This window comes from Planomonospora sp. ID91781 (genome assembly GCF_015711595.1).
Taxonomy (GTDB): Bacteria; Actinomycetota; Actinomycetes; order Streptosporangiales; family Streptosporangiaceae; genus Planomonospora; species Planomonospora parontospora.
The window spans coordinates 2,599,457-2,616,667 of record NZ_JABTEY010000001.1 but is presented as its reverse complement, the minus strand read 5'-3'; the positions used below and the strand labels follow the sequence as shown (position 1 = coordinate 2,616,667).

Genomic DNA, 17,211 nt, shown 5'->3' with positions numbered 1-17,211 from the left:
GTCTAGGCAGTCGCGGTGAGCTCCCGCGCCCGGATCCGCGCCCACCCGTCGGCGGCGAGCACCTCCTCGACCGAACCGGCCTCGCCGGGGACGTGCTCGGCGACGACCGCGGCCACGGTGTCCACGATGCCGGGGAACGGCAGCCGCCCGCCCAGGAACGCCTCCACGCAGACCTCGTTGGCCGCGTTGTAGACCGCCGGGGCCGTGCCGCCCGCGGCGCCGACGTGCCGGGCGAGCGCGACCGCGGGGAAGGCCTCGTCGTCCAGCGGCTCGAAGGTCCAGGTGTGGGCCCGGGTCCAGTCGACGGCGGGGGCCGCTCCGGCGACCCGCTCGGGCCAGCCGAGGGCGAGCGCGATGGGCAGCCGCATGTCCGGCGGGCTGGCCTGGGCGATGACCGACCCGTCGGTGAACTCCACCATGGAGTGCACGACCGACTGCGGGTGGACCACGACGTCGATCCGGTCGAAGCCGACGTCGAAGAGCAGGTGGGCCTCGATGACCTCCAGGCCCTTGTTGACGAGTGTGGCCGAGTTCACGGTGATGACCGGCCCCATCGACCAGGTCGGGTGGGCCAGGGCCTGCTCCGGCGTCACCCCGCCGAGCTCCGCGCGGGACCGGCCGCGGAACGGCCCGCCGCTGGCGGTGACGACCAGCTTCCGTACGGCGGAGGCGTCGGGGCCGGTGGGGCCGGCCGCCCACAGGCACTGGGCGAGCGCGGCGTGCTCGGAGTCGACCGGGAGCAGCTGCCCGGGCTTGGCCAGGCGCTTGACCAGCGGCCCGCCGACGATCAGCGACTCCTTGTTGGCCAGCGCGAGCGTCCGGCCCGCCTCCAGCGCGGCCAGCGTCGAGGTCAGCCCGAGCGCGCCGGTGATGCCGTTGAGCACGGTGTCGCACGGCCAGGCCGCCGCCTCGGCGACCCCCTCGGGCCCGGCCAGGACCGTCGCGGTCACCCCGCGGGCGGCCAGGGCCTCCTTCAGCGCGGGCAGGGCCGCCGGGTCGGCCACGGCCACCGCCTCGGGCCGGAACTCGGCCGCCTGGCGGGCCAGCAGGTCGATCCGGCCGCCTCCGGCGGCCAGCGCCGCCACCCGGAACCTGCCGGGGTTGCGGGCGATGACGTCGAGGGACTGGGTCCCGATGGAGCCGGTCGAGCCGAGCAGGACGACGGAGCGGGTGATGTCTGTCTGCACCGTCCCATTCTGACGGCCGTCCGGCGTGCGGCGAACCGGTCGGAATCCGTGACCGGAGAAACACGCGATGAAAATCGTGATTTACGTCCGAATTCCGCCATATCAATAGTTGTAAATCTTGAGAAATGCGGATATCTGGCGCACTAGCTTCCCGAGTCAGCATCCAGGTCTCGGGAGGTACACATGCGCCGCACGGCACGCCTCGTCCCCCTTCTCGCCCTCGTCTCGGGAGGCGCCCTGCTGCCCCCGGCCGCCGCCCACGCCGCCGGGGGCCCCGCCGCGGCGCCCGCGACCCCCGCCCCCGTCGAGGAGGAGGCCGCCGGCACGGGGACCGAGCAGCGCGCCGTGCGGCGCTACTGGACCGAGGCGAAGATGGAGGCGGCCCGGCCACTCGACGCCCTCGCCCCCCGGAAGAAGGGCGTCCGGCTCACCGGCTCCGCGGCCGCCGCGCAGTCCGCGGCCGCCCCGGCCTCCGTTCCCCCGACCGCCCCGGGCGGGCGGGACGCCGCGGACGGCAGGGGCACGACCGGCGACGGGAGCACGGCCGCCGGCAGGGGCACGACCGGTGACAGGGGCACGGCGACCACCCCGGCCCGGGCGGCCCGCGCCGTCGACGGCTCCCCCTGGACCCGCGGCGGAGCCGTCACCGGGACCGCCGGGCGGGTCTTCTTCACCTACCAGGGGCGGAACGCCTCCTGCTCCGGCAACGCGGTGACCAGCGAGAACAGGAGCACGGTGATCACCGCCGGGCACTGCGTGAAGATGGGCGGCGCGTTCCACACCAACTGGGTCTTCGTGCCGGGCTACGACGGCGGCGAGCGGCCGCACGGCACCTGGGTCGCCACCGCGCTCTACACCACCCCGCAGTGGAACGACGCCGAGGACATCGACCACGACGTGGCCGCCGCCGTGGTGGCCCCGCTGAACGGGCGGTACCTGACCGACGTGGTCGGCGGCCAGGGCGTCGCCTTCAACCAGGCCCGCAGGCGGCAGATGCACGCCTTCGGCTACCCCGCCGCCGCCCCCTACGACGGCTCGGAGCTGGTCTACTGCAGCGGCCGGGCGTTCGACGACTTCCTGATGTCCCGCGACCTCGGGCTGAACTGCGACATGACGGGCGGGTCGAGCGGCGGGCCGTGGTTCCTCGACTTCGACGAGGCCACCGGGCTGGGCACGCTGAACTCGGTGAACAGCTTCAAGTACGGCTTCGCGAGCGGCTGGATGTTCGGCCCCTACTTCGGCGTGGAGGCCCAGGCCGTCTACCGGGCCGCCCAGGGCACCGACGCTCCTTGACGCGCTCCCCGGCCTGAAGGCCGGAGCACTGCGGACGAGCCTGGTGGCTTCACGCAAAGTAGCCACGTGGAAACCTTGGGTAGTGCAAACTCGGGGCCATGACCCCGAGCCTCGCCCTGCTTGCGGCCGCCCCCCTCGTCATCGGGCTGACGGGCGCCCCCCTCACCGGCGCGACCACCACCGAGCACGGACGCGGCCTCGCCGGCGCCGGCGTGGTGGCCGCGGCCCTCCTCCGGCCTCCCGCGCACACCCCCGGCAGGGCCCTCCGGACCGCAGGGGGCACCGGCGGTCCCGACATCGTCGAGCACGCGGCCGCCCGCAGCGCGGCGGAGCAGCGGCGCGTGCTCGGTTACTGGACCCCCCGCCGGATGGCGGAGGCCGTCCCGCTCGGCCTCCTCGATACGCTCACCGGCGCCCTGGGCCCGGTCACGGCGCTCACCAGGCGGCCCGTCGGCGCGCCGGGCCCCGCAGGCGCCGCGGCCCCGGCCGGCTCGGCCCCGCATCGGCCGACCGACTCGGCGGGGCCGGCCGGCGCCGCGGGACCGGTCCGCGCGCTACCGGGCCGACAGGAGCCGGCCGCGGGACCGGCCGCCGCGCGCCACCGGGCCGCCCCCGCCGGAGCCCCCGCCCGCCGCCGGGCCGCCGCCCCGGCCACCGCCGTGACCAGCGGGGCCCGCTGGACCGCGGGCGGCGCGGTGCGCAGCACCACCGGACGCGTGTTCCTCACCCTCAACGGGGTCGACTTCGTCTGCTCGGCGAGCTCGGTGCGGAGCGGGAACCGCGACCTCGTCGTCACCGCCGGGCACTGCGTCAAGGACGGGACCGGCGCGTGGGCGGAGAACTGGACCTTCGTGCCCGGCTACGACCAGGGCAGCCAGCCGTACGGGCGCTTCACCGCCCGCCGCATGTTCGTCGCGGGCCCCTGGTCGCGCAGCGCGGACGACAGCCACGACCTCGCCATGGTCGCGCTCAACACCAGGAACGGCAGGCACCTCGCCGACGTGGCGGGCGCACAGGAGATCGCCTTCGGCACGGCCCGCGGCCGCCACGCCTACGGCTTCGGCTTCCCCGTCGACCCGCCCTACGACGGCGAGCACATGATCTACTGCGCCGGCCCGGTCCGCGAGGACCCGTACGGCCAGACCCGCGACCAGGGCCTGCGCTGCAACATGACGGCCGGGTCCAGCGGCGGCCCCTGGTTCAACGACTTCGACCCCGCGACCGGCCGCGGCACCATCACCTCGGTGAGCAGCTTCAAGTACAGCGACGACCACGGCACGATGTACGGCCCCTACTTCGGCGACACCGCCAAGGAGCTCTACCTCACGGCCCAGCGGTCCTGACCCGCTCCTCCGCTCCGGCCCCGTACGGCCCCGCGCTCCGGAGCGCGGGGCCGTACGTCCTGCGGATCGAACCCGGGATCCCGGGCACGGCCCTACAGGCTCAGCCCGGTCAGGACCATGACCTTCTCGTAGGTGTAGTCGGCCATCGCCGAGCGGACGCCCTCGCGGCCGACCCCGGACTCCTTGACGCCGCCGTAGGGCATCTGGTCGGCGCGGTAGGACGGCACGTCCCCGATGACCACGCCGCCGACCTCCAGCTCCCGGTTGGCCCGGAAGGCCAGGTCGAGGCTCCGGGTGAACACGCCGGCCTGCAGGCCGTACTTCGAGTCGTTGACCGCGGCGAAGGCCTCGTCCGGCCCGGAGACGCCCTGCACGACCATCACGGGGCCGAAGACCTCCTCGCAGGAGACCCTGGCCCCGGCGGGCGCGTCGGCCAGGACGGTCGGGGCGACGGTGGCGCCGTCGCGGGTGCCCCCGGTCAGCACGCGGGCCCCGCCGGCGACGGCCTCGGCGACCCACTGCTCGACCCGCTCGGCGGCCTCGACGGAGACCAGCGGCCCGACCTGGGTCTTCTCGTCGGCCGGGTCCCCCGTCACCAGCGCCTCGACGGCCGGGACCAGCCGGGCCAGGAAGTCGTCCCGCACCGACTCCTCGACGATCACCCGCTGGACCGCGATGCAGCTCTGCCCGGCCTGGTAGTTGGAGAACAGCGCCACCCGGGAGGCGGCCCAGTCGAGGTCGGCGTCGGCCAGGACGACCGCGGCGGCGTTCCCGCCGAGCTCCAGGGTGACGTGCTTGCGCGGCACACTTTCCATGATCGCGTAGCCGACCGGGCCTGAGCCGGTGAACGAGACCACCGGCAGGCGCGGGTCCTCGACCAGCGCGGCGGCGCGCTCGTTGGGCACCGGGAGCACGGAGAACATGCCCGCGGGCAGGTCCGTCTCGGCGAGGATCTCACCGAGCAGCAGCGCCGAGAGCGGCGTCGCGGGGGCGGGCTTGACGACGACCGGGGCGCCGACGGCGATGGCCGGGGCGACCTTGTGGGCGACCAGGTTGAGCGGGAAGTTGAACGGCGTGATCGCCAGGATCGGCCCGCGCGGGACGCGGGAGACGTAGGCGAGGCGACCGGCCGCGGCGGGCTCGGTGTCCAGGCGCATCGCCTCACCGCCGGAGCGGCGGGTCTCCTCGGCGGCGAAGCGGAAGGTGGAGACCGCGCGGCCGACCTCGCCCCGGGCCCAGAAGACCGGCTTGCCGTTCTCCTCGGTGATCAGGCGGGCGATCTCGTCGGCGCGCTCGGCCAGGCGGCGCGAGACGTGGGCCAGGGCCTCGGCCCGCACGTGGACGGGGAGGGCCGCGGCCTCCTTGCGCACGGCCTCCGCCGCGGCGACGGCCTCCTCGACCTGGTCCGGGGTCGGCACGGAGCAGACGCCGACGACGCGGCCGTCATGCGAGTTGGTCACGGTGAGCTCGGCGTCCCCGGTGGCGGGGCGTCCGGCGAGCCAGAAGGGGCGCACGTCCATACCTCCGACGCTATGCCACCCGGCCGGGTCCGGCGCCCCTCCACTCCGCACAAGGCCTCCCGGCGGACGCGCCGATCCGGATAAAATGACCCATCCTGATTCCCTCCTTAAAACAGGTTTATTCGCGATATTTCTCTCCGGCTAGCGGTTTGAACGATCTTCACCATGGCTAAGTCATCCGGTGCGAGTCCCCCCGAGCGGAAAGGCGTGGCCCCATTGACCTCCTCGGCCCCGCTCGGGCTCCAGGGCGCCTACCTCTCCGGTGACCGCGCCGCACAGGACGAGCTCCGCGCCAAGCTCCTCGACGTGGCGAACCACCTCCTGCTCACCATCGGCCCGGAGAGCCTTTCGATGCGGCGCATCGCCGCCGAGGCGGGCTGCTCCACCACCGTCATCTACACCATGTTCGGCAGCAAGGAGGGCCTGGCCGAGGCGCTCTACCTGGAGGGCTTCGAGCGCTTCCGGCGCCGGCTGGAGGCCGTGCCCGCGCATCCGGACTCGCTGGAGCGCCTCACCGCGCTGGGCACCGCCTACCGGGAGGCCGCTCTGGCCGAGCCGGGTTACTACAGCCTGATGTTCGAGCGGGCCATCCCCGGTTTCACCCCCAGCGAGCGGGCCAGGACCCTGGCCCGGGCGGCGCTCAACATCTTCGACCGGGTGATCGCCGACTGCATCTCGGCCGGTCAGCTCGTCCCCACCCAGCCCCGCAGGATCGCCGACGCGCTCTGGTCCGCGGCCCAGGGGGCGATCAGCTTGGAACGTGCCGGGCACCTGCGCGACGGCTCCGCCTTCGACGCCGCCACCCGGGCCATCATCCACCGCTACCTCGCGACCGGCACCGGCCGTCCGGACCCGCCGGGCGCCGTCTAGCCACCGGACGGCCGGGACACCCCGACCCGCCGGACACCGTCCGGCCACCGGACACCGAGGCGTCGGACACCCGCTCTCCGGGCCCCGGCGCCGGCCCGCTAGACGCTCAGCGCCACCCACAGCTCGGCGCGGACCGCGGGGTCGTCCAGGTCGCGGCCGAGCAGCTCGGCGACCCGGCGCATGCGGTAGCGCAGGGTGTGCCGGTGCACCCCCAGCCGCTGGGCCGCCGCGTCCCAGTGCCCGTTGCAGGCCAGGTAGGCGCGAAGCGACTCCACCAGGTCGGCGCGGGAGCCGTACTCCCGGAGCGGGGCGAGCAGCGCCGAGGAGAACGCCGCAGCCACGTCGGCGTCCAGCAGTGCCAGCAGCCCCCGGCCCGCCAGGTCGGCGAAGCGCACGACCGGGCCGGCCGGGCCCCGGGCCGAGGCGAGCGCCCGGTCGGCCTGCTCGATCCCGGTCCGCAGCTCCTCCGGGCCCACCGGCGCGCCGACCCCGAGCGGGCAGGCCCCGGCCCGGGCGGCGAGGGCCGCGGCCGCCTCCTCCGCCCCGGCCGCGGGGACGAGGACCAGCACCCGGTCGCCGTCGGCCACCGCGACCTCCTCCCCCGCCGCCTCCAGCGCCGCCTCGCGGTCGCCTCCGGCGGCCAGCACCACCAGCGGCCCGTCGGGGAACCGGTCGCCCAGCCGCTCCAGCGTCTCCCGGCCGGCCTCCACCTGGCCGGCCAGCAGCAGCCGGAGCGCCGCGGCGCGGACCCGGCGCTCGGCGGCCAGGTGCTCGCGGCCGTGCTCCAGCGCGAGGGTGAGCAGGGAGCCCGCCGCGTTGACCACGGTGTGCTCGACCGGTGTGAACGGCTTGCCGAGGCCGACCGCGAAGAACCCCCCGGTGCGGCGCGCGCCGACCGGCTGGACGACGACGTGCTCCCCGGGGGTGGAGAAGGCGAGGCTGGCGGGGCTCCCGCCCTCCCGCGCGCGCCCGCGCAGGCGGCCGAGCTCGGGCAGGATCCCGCCGACGGCGGCCGCGCCCCGCCCCGCCGCGTGCCGTACGGCTCCCGCCTCGTCGAGCAGGACCGCCCAGCCGCCCAGCTCGCGGGCGAGGCGGTCGACCACGGCCCGAGCCCCCTCGGGCCGCAGCGCCGCTCGGGTCAGGCGGCCCTGCGCGGCGAAGGCCCGGGTGATCTCCTCGTACTGCTCGGCGGCGAGCAGGTCGCTGACCGCCTTGCCGATCGCGACGAACGGGGTCTCGCGCGGCACCTCCAGCAGCGGCAGCCCCGCCCGGTCCGCGGCGGCCAGCAGCTCGGCGGGGATCTCCCCGTGCCCCAGTCCGACGCCGAACCCCAGTCCGCTGACCCCGCGGGCGACCAGGCGCCCGACGTACGGCCCGGCGCCCGCGGCGTCCAGCCGCATGCCGGTGGTCAGCACCAGCTCGCCGCCCTCCAGGAACGGGGTGGGGTCCTCCAGCTCGCTGACCGCGACCCAGCGCACCGGCCGGTCGAGCGCGTCGCGGCCGGTGAGCACGGAGAGGCCGAGCGGCGCCCGGTGCACGACGGTGCGGAGCGTCGGAGCCACGGCGACCTTCCCCTTTTGTACGTCACGGCCATACGGGTCCCGGCGATTTTGCCATAGTGCATCATCGGCACGTCGGCCCGGCCCGCATACCGTCACAGCATGAGCACCGTCACCCAGGGCGGCCCGTCCCTCCCCCAGGAGCGCCGCGTCGTCACCGAGATCCCCGGCCCGAGGTCCCGCGAGCTGTTCGCGCGCAAGCAGTCGGCCGTCCCGCCGGGCATCGGCACGACGCTGCCGGTCTTCGTGACCCGCGCGGGCGGCGGCGTCGTCGTCGACGCCGACGGCAACTCCCTGATCGACTTCGGCTCGGGCATCGCGGTGACGAGTGTCGGCAACTCCGCGCCGCGCGTGGTCGAGCGGGTGCGGCGGCAGGCCGCGGACTTCACGCACACCTGCTTCATGGTCACCCCGTACGAGTCGTACGTGCAGGTCGCCGAGAAGCTCAACGAGATCACCCCCGGCGACCACGCCAAGCGCACCTTCCTGCTCAACAGCGGCGCCGAGGCCGTGGAGAACGCGGTCAAGGTCGCCCGGCACGCCACCGGCCGCCCCGCGGTCGTGGTCTTCGACCACGGCTACCACGGCCGGACCCTGCTGACGATGTCCCTGACGGCGAAGAACATGCCGTACAAGCACCGCTTCGGCCCGTTCGCCCCCGAGGTCTACCGGGTGCCGCTGGCCTACCCGTTCCGCTGGCCCACGGGCGCGGAGAACTGCGCCGAGGAGGCGGCGGCGCAGGCCATCGACCAGATCGACAAGCAGGTCGGCGCCGGGAACGTGGCGGCGGTCGTGATCGAGCCGATCGCCGGCGAGGGCGGCTTCATCGAGCCGGCCAAGGGCTTCCTGCCGCGGATCGCCGAGTACTGCCGGGCCAACGGCATCGTCTTCATCGCCGACGAGGTGCAGACCGGCTTCGCCCGCACCGGCCACATGTTCGCCTGCGAGGACGAGGGCATCGTCCCCGACATCATCGTCACCGCCAAGGGCATCGCGGGCGGCCTGCCGCTGGCCGCCGTCACCGGCCGGGCCGAGATCCTCGACAGGGTGCACGTGGGCGGCCTGGGCGGCACCTACGGCGGCAACCCGCTGGCCTGCGAGGCCGCGCTCGGGGTGCTGGAGACCATCGAGGCCGAGGACCTGGTCGGGAAGGCCCGCCGGATCGGCGAGGTCATGCTGCCCCGGCTGCGGGCCCTCGCCGAGCGCGCCCCGATCGTCGGCGACGTGCGCGGCCGGGGCGCCATGACCGCCATCGAGCTGGTCGTCCCGGGCACCCTGGAGCCGCACCCCACCGCCGCGGCCGAGATCGCCCGGCGCTGCCACGCCGAGGGCCTGCTCGTGCTGACCGCGGGCACCTACGGCAACGTGCTGCGTTTCCTGCCTCCGCTGGTCATGCCCGAGCACCTGCTCCAGGAGGCGCTGGAGATCCTGGAGAAGGCGGTCTGCGAGGTCTGACCGTTTATCACGATCCAAAAGGGGCACCCGGCTTGATGCCGTGTGCCCCTTTTTGTCGTCGCTCAACCCGCTCCCGGAAGGCGATTTAACCGCAGCTTGGGACTCAGCAAAGCGATCACTGAGGGTGGCGAGGTTATAACGGTTCCGACGGGAGACTGCGTGATCAGGACGGGAAGCGCGATGCACTGGAGGCCGACCGCGACGGCACGGCTCATTATGTTCGACCCGGAGGGCCTGACCCCCGCCCAGTGCGAGGGGGACGCCTGCGTGGCCTGCCACAAGAGGTGGCCCCGCCCCAGGGTCCGGATCGGCCGCCTCCCCAGCGAAGCGGTCGTGCTCGCCTGCCCGGACTGCGCCGAGGCGCTGCTCCCGCAGCGGGCGGGCAACGTCTACCCGCTGTCCCGCAGCGTGGCCTTCTCCTGACGGGCCCGGGACGAACCGGGAGAAGGCGGCGCCCTCCCCCGCCGGAGCGGGGAAGGGCGCGGTGGCGCGCAGGGCCTACTTGGTGAAGCCGACCGCGGTCCAGTCCTTCGGGTCGGCGAAACCGAAGGAGCCGTAGTTGGCCAGGTTCTTCTTGGTCCCGTAGATGTCCGGACGCTGGTACAGCGGGATGGTGTGGACCAGGTCCCAGATCAGCTTGTCGGCCTGGTTGCCCAGCTCGATCGCCTTCTGCGGGTCCATCTCACCGGCCGCCTGCTCGATCAGGACGTCGAGCTCGGGGGTGCCGGTGCGCGGGAAGTTGCTGCCGTAGTTGTCCGGCCCCGTCGGCGTCCTGTAGATCTGCGGCAGGGCGCCGTTCGGGAACGGCGTGCCCAGCCAGGAGAACGGCACCAGGTCGAAGTTGCCGGGGATGATGTAGTCGTCGAAGAACTTGTCGTCCGGGACCGCCTCCACGGTGACCTTGACGCCGATCTCCTTCAGCATCGCCTGGGTGAGCTCACCCTCCTGCTTGGCCACGGGCAGCGAGGCCGGGACGGTGAAGCGGACGGCGAACTCCTTGCCGTCCTTCTTGCGGTACTCGCCCTCCTGCTTCCAGCCGGCGGCCTCCAGCAGCTGCTTGGCCTTTTCCGGGTTGTACTTGCCGACCTCGCCGGAGTTGTCCACGTAGCCCTTGTGGGTGTTCATGTACAGGTGGTTGCCGAGCGTCTGGATCGGCCAGTCCATGTCCTTGAGGTCGGACGCGGCGATCGTCTCGCGGTTGATGCCCATCGCGACGGCCTGGCGGACCGACTTGTCCTTCAGCAGCTCGCTGGAGCCGTTGACGGTGATGTGGCGCCAGTTCGGGGCCGCGGCCTTGCGGATGTCGGAGTTCGCCACCTCCTTGACCCGCTTGAGGCCGGCGGCGTCACCCGCGGCGATCTCGACCGCGTCGAGCTCGCCGTTGACGAAGGCGTTGATCGTCGCGCCGGTCTCCATGGCGCGGAAGATCACCTTGTCGAGCTTGGCCTTGCGGCCCCACCACTTGTCGTCGCGGACCAGGGTGACGGCCTTGGTGGTCTCGTTGATGGACTCGACCTTGAACGGGCCGGCGGTGACGGGGATCTTGCCGACCCAGCCCTTGTTGAAGACCTCGGGGTCGTCGTTGGTGGAGGCCGGGTAGAGCGGCGCGAACATGCCCTTCCAGTCCGGGTACTGCTTGGCGAAGGTCACCACGACGTCTTTGTCGGTGGCGCCCTTCTCCACGGACTTCACGCGGTCGTAGCCGTCGGTCGAGGAGACCTGGTACTTCTTCTCCTTGCCGTTCAGGGCCTTCCACTGCGCCTGGAAGTCCTTGTAGGTGATCGGCGTCCCGTCCGACCAGGTCGCCTTCTCGTGGATCTTGTAGGTGACGACCTGGGTCTCGCCCTGCAGCTCCATCTTCCACTCGGTGACGTAGTCCGGGTGGTTGACGACGTCGGCCTTGTCGTCGGAGCGGAAGGCGCTCGGCATGAGCGCCTCCATCACCTGGTCGGTGTTGTCGTGGGTGCCGTTGACCTGGTTGTAGTTCCAGTTCGCCTGCCAGGAGCTGGTGGCCAGGGTCACGGTGCCGCCCTCGGCGACCTGCTCGTAGGCGACCGGGTTGATGGAGATGCCCGGCAGCTGGGCGGCGGCCTGCTGGGCCTCCTTGGCGGCCTCGGTCGAGCCGGCCTTGGGCTTGTCGGCACCGCCGCCGCAGGCGGTGAGGGCCATGGCCAGGAGCGCGGCCCCGGCGGCGGCCTTGTGGGCGACCTTCACGTGTTCCTCCAGGGAATCTCTACGGACGCGGGGCCGGGACGGCCTCGACGCCTTCGGGGTAGTGGCAGGCGGCGCCGTGGTCGGCGCCGGACGCGAGCCGTACGACGGAGGGCTCCTCCTCCGCGCACCTGCGCGCCTCCGGCTCGCCCAGCAGGGCGCGCTTCGGGCAGCGGGTGCGGAACCTGCACCCCGACGGCGGGTCCGCCGGGCTGGGCAGGTCGCCCTCGAGCAGGATGCGCGTGCGCGTGCGCTCCTTCTCGGGGTCGGGCAGCGGGATCGCCGAGAGCAGCGCCCGCGTGTAGGGGTGCGCCGGCGCGCCGTACACCTCGTCGACCTCGCCGATCTCGGCGATCTTCCCGAGGTACATGACCGCGACGCGGTCGGCGATGTGCCGGACCACCGACAGGTCGTGCGCGACGAACAGGTAGGACAGGCCCAGGCGGACCTTCAGGTCCTCCAGCAGGTTGATCACGCCCGCCTGGATGGAGACGTCCAGTGCCGAGACCGGCTCGTCCAGCACGATCAGCTTCGGTTCCAGCGCCAGGGCGCGGGCGATGCCGATGCGCTGGCGCTGGCCGCCGGAGAAGCGCTGCGGGTAGCGCTCGGCGTGCTCGGGCGCCAGGCCCACCAGGGTGAGCAGCTCGGCCACCCTGCTCTTGACGGCCTTGGCGTCCTTGCGGCCGTGCGCGCGCAGCGGCTCGGCGAGGATGTCGCCGACCGGCATGCGCGGGTCGAGCGCGGCCATCGGGTCCTGGAAGACGATCTGCAGGTCCTGGCGCAGTCCCCTGCGCTCGGCCTTGGCGAGCTTCGCGCTGTCCTTGCCGAGCACCACGACCGTGCCGCCCTGCGGGGCCGACAGCTGCATGATCTGCTGGAGCGTGGTCGTCTTGCCGCAGCCGGACTCGCCGACCAGGGCCAGCGTCTCGCCCTCGCGGACGTCGAAGCTGATCCCGTCCACCGCGTACACGGTGCCGACCCGGCGCTTGAACACCGCGCCCTTCATCAGCGGGTAGTGCCGGATCAGGTCGCCGACCTGGAGCACGGTCTCCCGCTCCTCGCGCGGCCCGGGCTCCTCCGCCTCGGCCGCCGGCTCCGGCACCGGGTAGACGTCCGCGCCGTCCAGGCCCTTGAGGTCGATCTCGTGCGCGCGGATGCACGCCGCCATTCGGCCGCCGGCGCCGATCCGCTCCAGTTCCGGCTCGGCGTCGTCGCACGCGTCGACCCTGAGCGGGCAGCGCGGCGCGAACGGGCACCCCGGCGGGAGGGCCGCGGGCGACGGCGGGTTGCCCTCGATCGGGATCAGCCGCGCGGTCGGCCGGTCCATCCGCGGGATCGAGGCGAGCAGGCCCATCGTGTACGGCATGCGCGGGCGGTAGTAGATCTCGTCCACGGCGCCCAGCTCGACCGGCTTTCCGGCGTACATCACCAGCACCCGGTCGGCCAGCCCGGCGACCACGCCGAGATCGTGGGTGATCATGACGATCGCGGCGCCGGTCTCCCGCTGCGCGGTCTTGAGGACCTCCAGCACCTGCGCCTGGATCGTCACGTCGAGCGCGGTGGTCGGCTCGTCGCAGATCAGCACGTCGGGGTCGTTGGCGATGGCCATGGCGATCATCGCGCGCTGGCGCATGCCCCCGGAGAACTCGTGCGGGAACGCCTTGGCCCGCGCGTGCGGGTGCGGGATGCCGACCAGGTCGAGCAGCTCCACCGCCCGCTTGGCGGCGGCGTCCCCGCTCACCTTCTGGTGCACGCGCACGGCCTCGGCGATCTGGTCGCCGATCGTGTAGACCGGGGTGAAGGCGGAGAGCGGGTCCTGGAAGATCATGCCGATGCCCTTGCCGCGGAGCCGGGTCAGCTCCTCCTCCGGCGCACCGATCAGTTCCCGGCCGTGCAGCCGCACCGAGCCGCTGACCTCGGCGCCCTCCGGGAGCAGGCCCATCACGGCGAGCGAGGTCACCGACTTGCCGGAACCCGACTCGCCGACGATGCCGAGGATCTCGCCCCGGTCGAGCCGGTAGCTCACGCCGCGCACGGCCTTGACGCCGCCGCGGAAGGTGACGTTGAGGTCGCTGACCTCGAGGACGGGCGCGCCGCGCCCGGTGGTCGGCTCGTTCACTGGTTGCTCCCCGGGTCGAGGGCGTCGCGCAGGCCGTCGCCGACGAGGTTGACGCTGAGGACGAGCAGCACGAGCAGGCCCGCCGGGAAGGCGAAGAGCCACGGGTAGCCGATGGCCTTGGCGCTGCCGTCCGCGATGAGCGTGCCGAGCGAGACGTCGGGCGGCTGGATGCCGAAGCCGAAGAACGACAGCGCCGCCTCGCCGATGATCGCCGCGCTGACGTTGAGCGTGGCGTCGATGATCAGAAGTGAGGAGATGTTCGGCAGGATGTGCCGCAGGATGATCTTCCAGGCGGGGATGCCCATGTACCGCGCGGCCGCCACGAACTCGCGCTCCCGCAGGGAGAGCGTCATGCTCCGCACCATCCGGGAGGTGATCATCCAGGAGAAGAGCGCGAGCAGGACCACGAACCAGAGCCAGGATCCGCCCTTGAGCCGGGGCGAGACGATCGCGATGATCAGGAAGCTCGGCAGCACGAGCAGCAGGTCCGTCGCCCACATCAGGGCCTTGTCCACCCAGCCGCCGACGTAGCCGGCGGTGGCGCCGACCAGGGCGGCCAGGCCGGTGGAGAAGAGCGCGACGAGGAAGCCGATGACGATCGACTTCTGCATGCCGCGCAGTGTGACCGCGTAGACGTCCTGGCCGATCTGGGTGGTGCCCCACCAGTGGCCGTCCTCGTCGAACGAGGGCGGCTCCATGAAGGCCAGGAAGTCCTTGTCGGTCCAGTCGTGCGGGCTGAGGAAGGGGCCGGCGTAGGCCAGCAGCAGGAGCAGGGCCAGCGCCAGCAGGCCGTAGCGGGACTGCGGGTTCCGCAGCATGCGGGCAAGAACGATCTTGGAACGCATCCCTAGCTCACCCGCACCCGGGGGTCGATGGCGGACACGATCAGGTCCGACAGGAAGCCCGCGACCAGGACGCAGACGGCGGCGAACAGGCTCACCGCGGCGACCGAGTTGACGTCGTGGCTCTGGATCGAGTCGACCAGCCAGGCGCCCATGCCGTGCCAGCCGAAGATCTTCTCGGTGAAGGTCGCGCCGGTCAGCATCGTGCCGAACGAGAAGGCGAAGTAGGTCGCGACGGGGACCAGCGAGGTCCGCAGCGCGTGCCTGAACAGCGCGTTCCTGCGGCTGAGCCCCTTGGCGCGGGCGGTGCGGATGAAGTCCTGGCCCAGTACGTCGAGCATCATGTTCCGCTGGATCCGGCTGTAGTAGGCGATCTGACCGAGGGTGAGGGAGATCGTCGGCAGGATCAGGTGGTTGAGCCGGTTGGTGAGCTGCTCCCAGCCGCTCAGTGCCGGGTTGTACTCGCCGGTGTACTCCAGGAGGGTGAAGCCCAGGACGCCGTTGAGCCCGGCCGCGGCGACGGTGAGGAGCGTGGCGAGCACGAAGACGGGGATCGCCATGACGACGAACGCGCCCACCCCGATCGCCCGGTCGCTGATCCTGTACTGCTTGACCGCGGCGTAGGCGCCGACGCTCACCCCGACCGCGGCCCCGAGGATCGTGCCGACCAGCAGCAGCCGCAGGCTCACCCCGACCCGGCGGCCCAGTTCCTCGTTGACCGGCTTGCCGTCCCAGGTCCTGCCCAGGTCGCCCGTGGCGACTCCGGCGACCCAGGTGACGTAGCGCTGGAAGACCGGCGTCTTGTCGTTGAGGTTGTACTGCTCCAGCGTCGCGTCGATGACGGCCTCGGCCACCGGCGGCTGACGGCCCTCGTACTTGTAGCGCGGGTTCAGGCTCGTCGCGGCGAGGAAGTAGGCCATGCTCGCGGCGATCGCCACCAGCAGCACATTGCTGACCAGCCGTTTGAACAGGTAGGCGCCCATCATCCTCCCCTCGGGGAACGTGCGGGAGTGCGCGGGGCGTCGGGCGGCCCGATAACCGAGCACGCCAAAATCGCCATTAACGCACGGTTTGTACCGGGTTAAGGGATTTAGTCCGGGATAAGCGAAACCATACCTGCGCCCGAGGGGCGGGCCAGAGCAAGTGCCATAACAATTGACGACACATATGTTCGCTTTTCGTAACATATGTCTTGATTTAGTGACATAAAGCAGCGCGCCCGATGACCGCCGCAGGAACGGCGCAGGTGAACGGCCCAGGTGAACGGCCCCGGCGCGAGCCGCTTCCGTGGAGACGACGAGGGGCGGCCTCCGGAGGTCCGGAGGCCGCCCCTCGGGCGATCACGTGCGGGCGGTCAGGCGGAGAGCAGCACCTCGCGGCTCTCCACGGGCTCGCGGATCGGCTCGACCTTCGCCTCGTCGCGCATCCCCCACGGCGAGCCGTAGGCGTTGAGCAGCTCCAGGAACGGCACGGCGTCGAACGCCTCCGGCCCGAGCACACCCGTGCCCGACCACACGCCGGTGGCCAGCAGCTCCAGCGCGACCACGGGGTGCACGGCCGTCTGCCAGACCACGGCCTGGCAGCCGTACTCGCTCATGGACCACTCGTTGTCGACCACGTGGTACAGGTAGACCTCGCGCGGCTCGCCGTCCTTGCCGACGCCCTTCACCCAGGTGCCGGCGCAGGTCTTGCCGCGCATCCGGTCGCCGAGGGTGGCCGGATCGGGCAGCCTGGCCGCGACCACGTCGCGCGGCGAGGCCTCGACCCCGCCCACCTTGATCTTGTCAGCGCTGTCCAGGCCGAGCTTGCGCAGGGTCTTCAGCACGCTGATGAACTCCTCGCCGAGGCCGTACTTGAACGTCACCCGCCGGGCGTCGATCCAGCGCGGCACGAGCAGGACCTCCTCGTGCTCGACGTTCACGCACTCCACGGGGCCGATGCCCTCGGGGAAGTCGAACACCTCCGGCTCGCTGAACGGCTCGGTGGTGCGCCAGGCCCCGTCCTCCCAGACCACCGGCGGGTTGAGGCACTCCTCGATGGTCGTCCAGATGGAGAAGGTCGGCGCGAAGTCGTAGCCGTCCACCACCAGGTTGGACCCGTCGCGGACGCCGATCTCGTCGATGCTCGAGAACAGGTGGTCGGCGGCGTAGCGGGCGAAGACGTCGGCCAGGCCCGGCTCCACGCCCATGCCCACCAGCGCCAGGGAGCCCCTGGCCCGCCACTCGCCGTCGAGGGCGAACTGCTCGTCGCCCAGCTTCACGCCCGGCAGTTCGTACGGCCGGAGCGGATGGGGGCGCGACAGCGACATCGCCATGTCCAGGTAGCGCGCCCCGGTGTTCAGCGCGGCCCGGAACAGCGGCATGGTGAAGCGCGGGTCCACCGCGTTGAAGAGCACGTCGCAGCGATGCTCGGTGAGAGCGGCCTCGACCGCTCCCTGGTCGGAGGCGTCCAGCGCGACGGCGCTGAAACGCGGGTCTCCGATCTTGGCCACGACCTCGGCGGCCCGGCTCTGTTTAGAGTCCGCCACCACGATGTGTTCGAAGAAATCTCGGCGCGCGGCGATCGGGACGACGGCGGAGCCGACGCCGCCGGCCCCCACAAGAAGGATTCTCATGGCGGGACTCTATCCACTGACTGGTCGACCAGTCGATAGCGGGGGCGGAGTTTTCCCACCGAATCCACGGTTGAAAATGGTGATCACCGCGAAAACCGTCGTGATCCGGGCGTCCGGCCCGGGCAGGGAGTCCGGGAGCAGGTCCGGGCGCTCCGGCGCGGGTGTCGTCCGGACAGGGAGCGGGGCGCCCCGGTGCCG

13 protein-coding genes are annotated in these 17,211 nt (G+C 72.5%); 5 read left to right on the top strand and 8 right to left on the bottom strand.

Annotated elements, in window-relative coordinates:
- Positions 1-2: 2 nt before the first annotated feature.
- Positions 3-1,187 (bottom strand): 1-deoxy-D-xylulose-5-phosphate reductoisomerase, encoded by a 1,185-nt coding sequence (gene dxr, locus HS048_RS11905; RefSeq protein WP_068897042.1) that lies wholly within the window; start codon positions 1,185-1,187, stop codon positions 3-5.
- A 183-nt stretch (positions 1,188-1,370) separates the two neighbouring features.
- On the opposite strand from dxr, the gene HS048_RS11900 reads away from it, so the two are divergent.
- Positions 1,371-2,480, top strand: a complete 1,110-nt coding sequence (locus HS048_RS11900) for a serine protease (RefSeq protein WP_196466970.1) — start codon at positions 1,371-1,373, stop codon at positions 2,478-2,480.
- Between the two features lie 98 nt (positions 2,481-2,578).
- Complete coding sequence (locus HS048_RS11895; RefSeq protein ID WP_230880811.1) at positions 2,579-3,823, top strand: serine protease; 1,245 nt, start codon at positions 2,579-2,581, stop codon at positions 3,821-3,823.
- Between the two features lie 92 nt (positions 3,824-3,915).
- Here the strand turns inward: HS048_RS11895 and HS048_RS11890 are convergent, their stop codons facing one another.
- On the bottom strand, positions 3,916-5,343 hold the full coding sequence (locus HS048_RS11890) for an aldehyde dehydrogenase family protein (RefSeq protein ID WP_191895771.1): 1,428 nt from the start codon (positions 5,341-5,343) through the stop codon (positions 3,916-3,918).
- A gap of 207 nt (positions 5,344-5,550) precedes the next feature.
- Between HS048_RS11890 and HS048_RS11885 the strand changes: the two genes are divergently transcribed.
- Complete coding sequence (locus tag HS048_RS11885; protein ID WP_307832435.1) at positions 5,551-6,213, top strand: TetR/AcrR family transcriptional regulator; 663 nt, start codon at positions 5,551-5,553, stop codon at positions 6,211-6,213.
- A 98-nt stretch (positions 6,214-6,311) separates the two neighbouring features.
- Here the strand turns inward: HS048_RS11885 and HS048_RS11880 are convergent, their stop codons facing one another.
- Positions 6,312-7,775: a PucR family transcriptional regulator gene (locus HS048_RS11880; protein ID WP_191895772.1), complete on the bottom strand. Its 1,464-nt coding sequence runs from the start codon at positions 7,773-7,775 to the stop codon at positions 6,312-6,314.
- A 99-nt stretch (positions 7,776-7,874) separates the two neighbouring features.
- Between HS048_RS11880 and gabT the strand changes: the two genes are divergently transcribed.
- A complete protein-coding gene (gene gabT / locus HS048_RS11875) occupies positions 7,875-9,227 on the top strand; it encodes a 4-aminobutyrate--2-oxoglutarate transaminase (RefSeq protein ID WP_068897046.1) in 1,353 nt (450 codons plus the stop codon).
- A gap of 159 nt (positions 9,228-9,386) precedes the next feature.
- A complete protein-coding gene (locus tag HS048_RS11870; RefSeq protein WP_307729026.1) occupies positions 9,387-9,650 on the top strand; it encodes a hypothetical protein in 264 nt (87 codons plus the stop codon).
- A gap of 75 nt (positions 9,651-9,725) precedes the next feature.
- Here HS048_RS11870 and HS048_RS11865 read toward each other — a convergent pair whose 3' ends face one another.
- The 5 genes from HS048_RS11865 to HS048_RS11845 form a co-directional block, all read right to left on the bottom strand.
- On the bottom strand, positions 9,726-11,441 hold the full coding sequence (locus tag HS048_RS11865; RefSeq protein WP_196466969.1) for an ABC transporter family substrate-binding protein: 1,716 nt from the start codon (positions 11,439-11,441) through the stop codon (positions 9,726-9,728).
- 19 nt (positions 11,442-11,460) lie between these two features.
- A complete protein-coding gene (locus tag HS048_RS11860) occupies positions 11,461-13,557 on the bottom strand; it encodes an ABC transporter ATP-binding protein (protein WP_196466968.1) in 2,097 nt (698 codons plus the stop codon).
- Positions 13,554-14,402, bottom strand: a complete 849-nt coding sequence (locus tag HS048_RS11855) for an ABC transporter permease (protein WP_068897050.1) — start codon at positions 14,400-14,402, stop codon at positions 13,554-13,556. The genes HS048_RS11860 and HS048_RS11855 overlap by 4 nt, the downstream gene beginning before the upstream one ends.
- A 2-nt stretch (positions 14,403-14,404) precedes the next feature.
- Complete coding sequence (locus tag HS048_RS11850; protein ID WP_068897051.1) at positions 14,405-15,382, bottom strand: ABC transporter permease; 978 nt, start codon at positions 15,380-15,382, stop codon at positions 14,405-14,407.
- Between the two features lie 371 nt (positions 15,383-15,753).
- Positions 15,754-17,013 carry a saccharopine dehydrogenase family protein gene (locus HS048_RS11845; RefSeq protein WP_068897052.1) on the bottom strand — a complete coding sequence of 420 codons (1,260 nt, stop codon included), beginning with the start codon at positions 17,011-17,013 and terminating at the stop codon, positions 15,754-15,756.
- Positions 17,014-17,211: the final 198 nt, after the last annotated feature.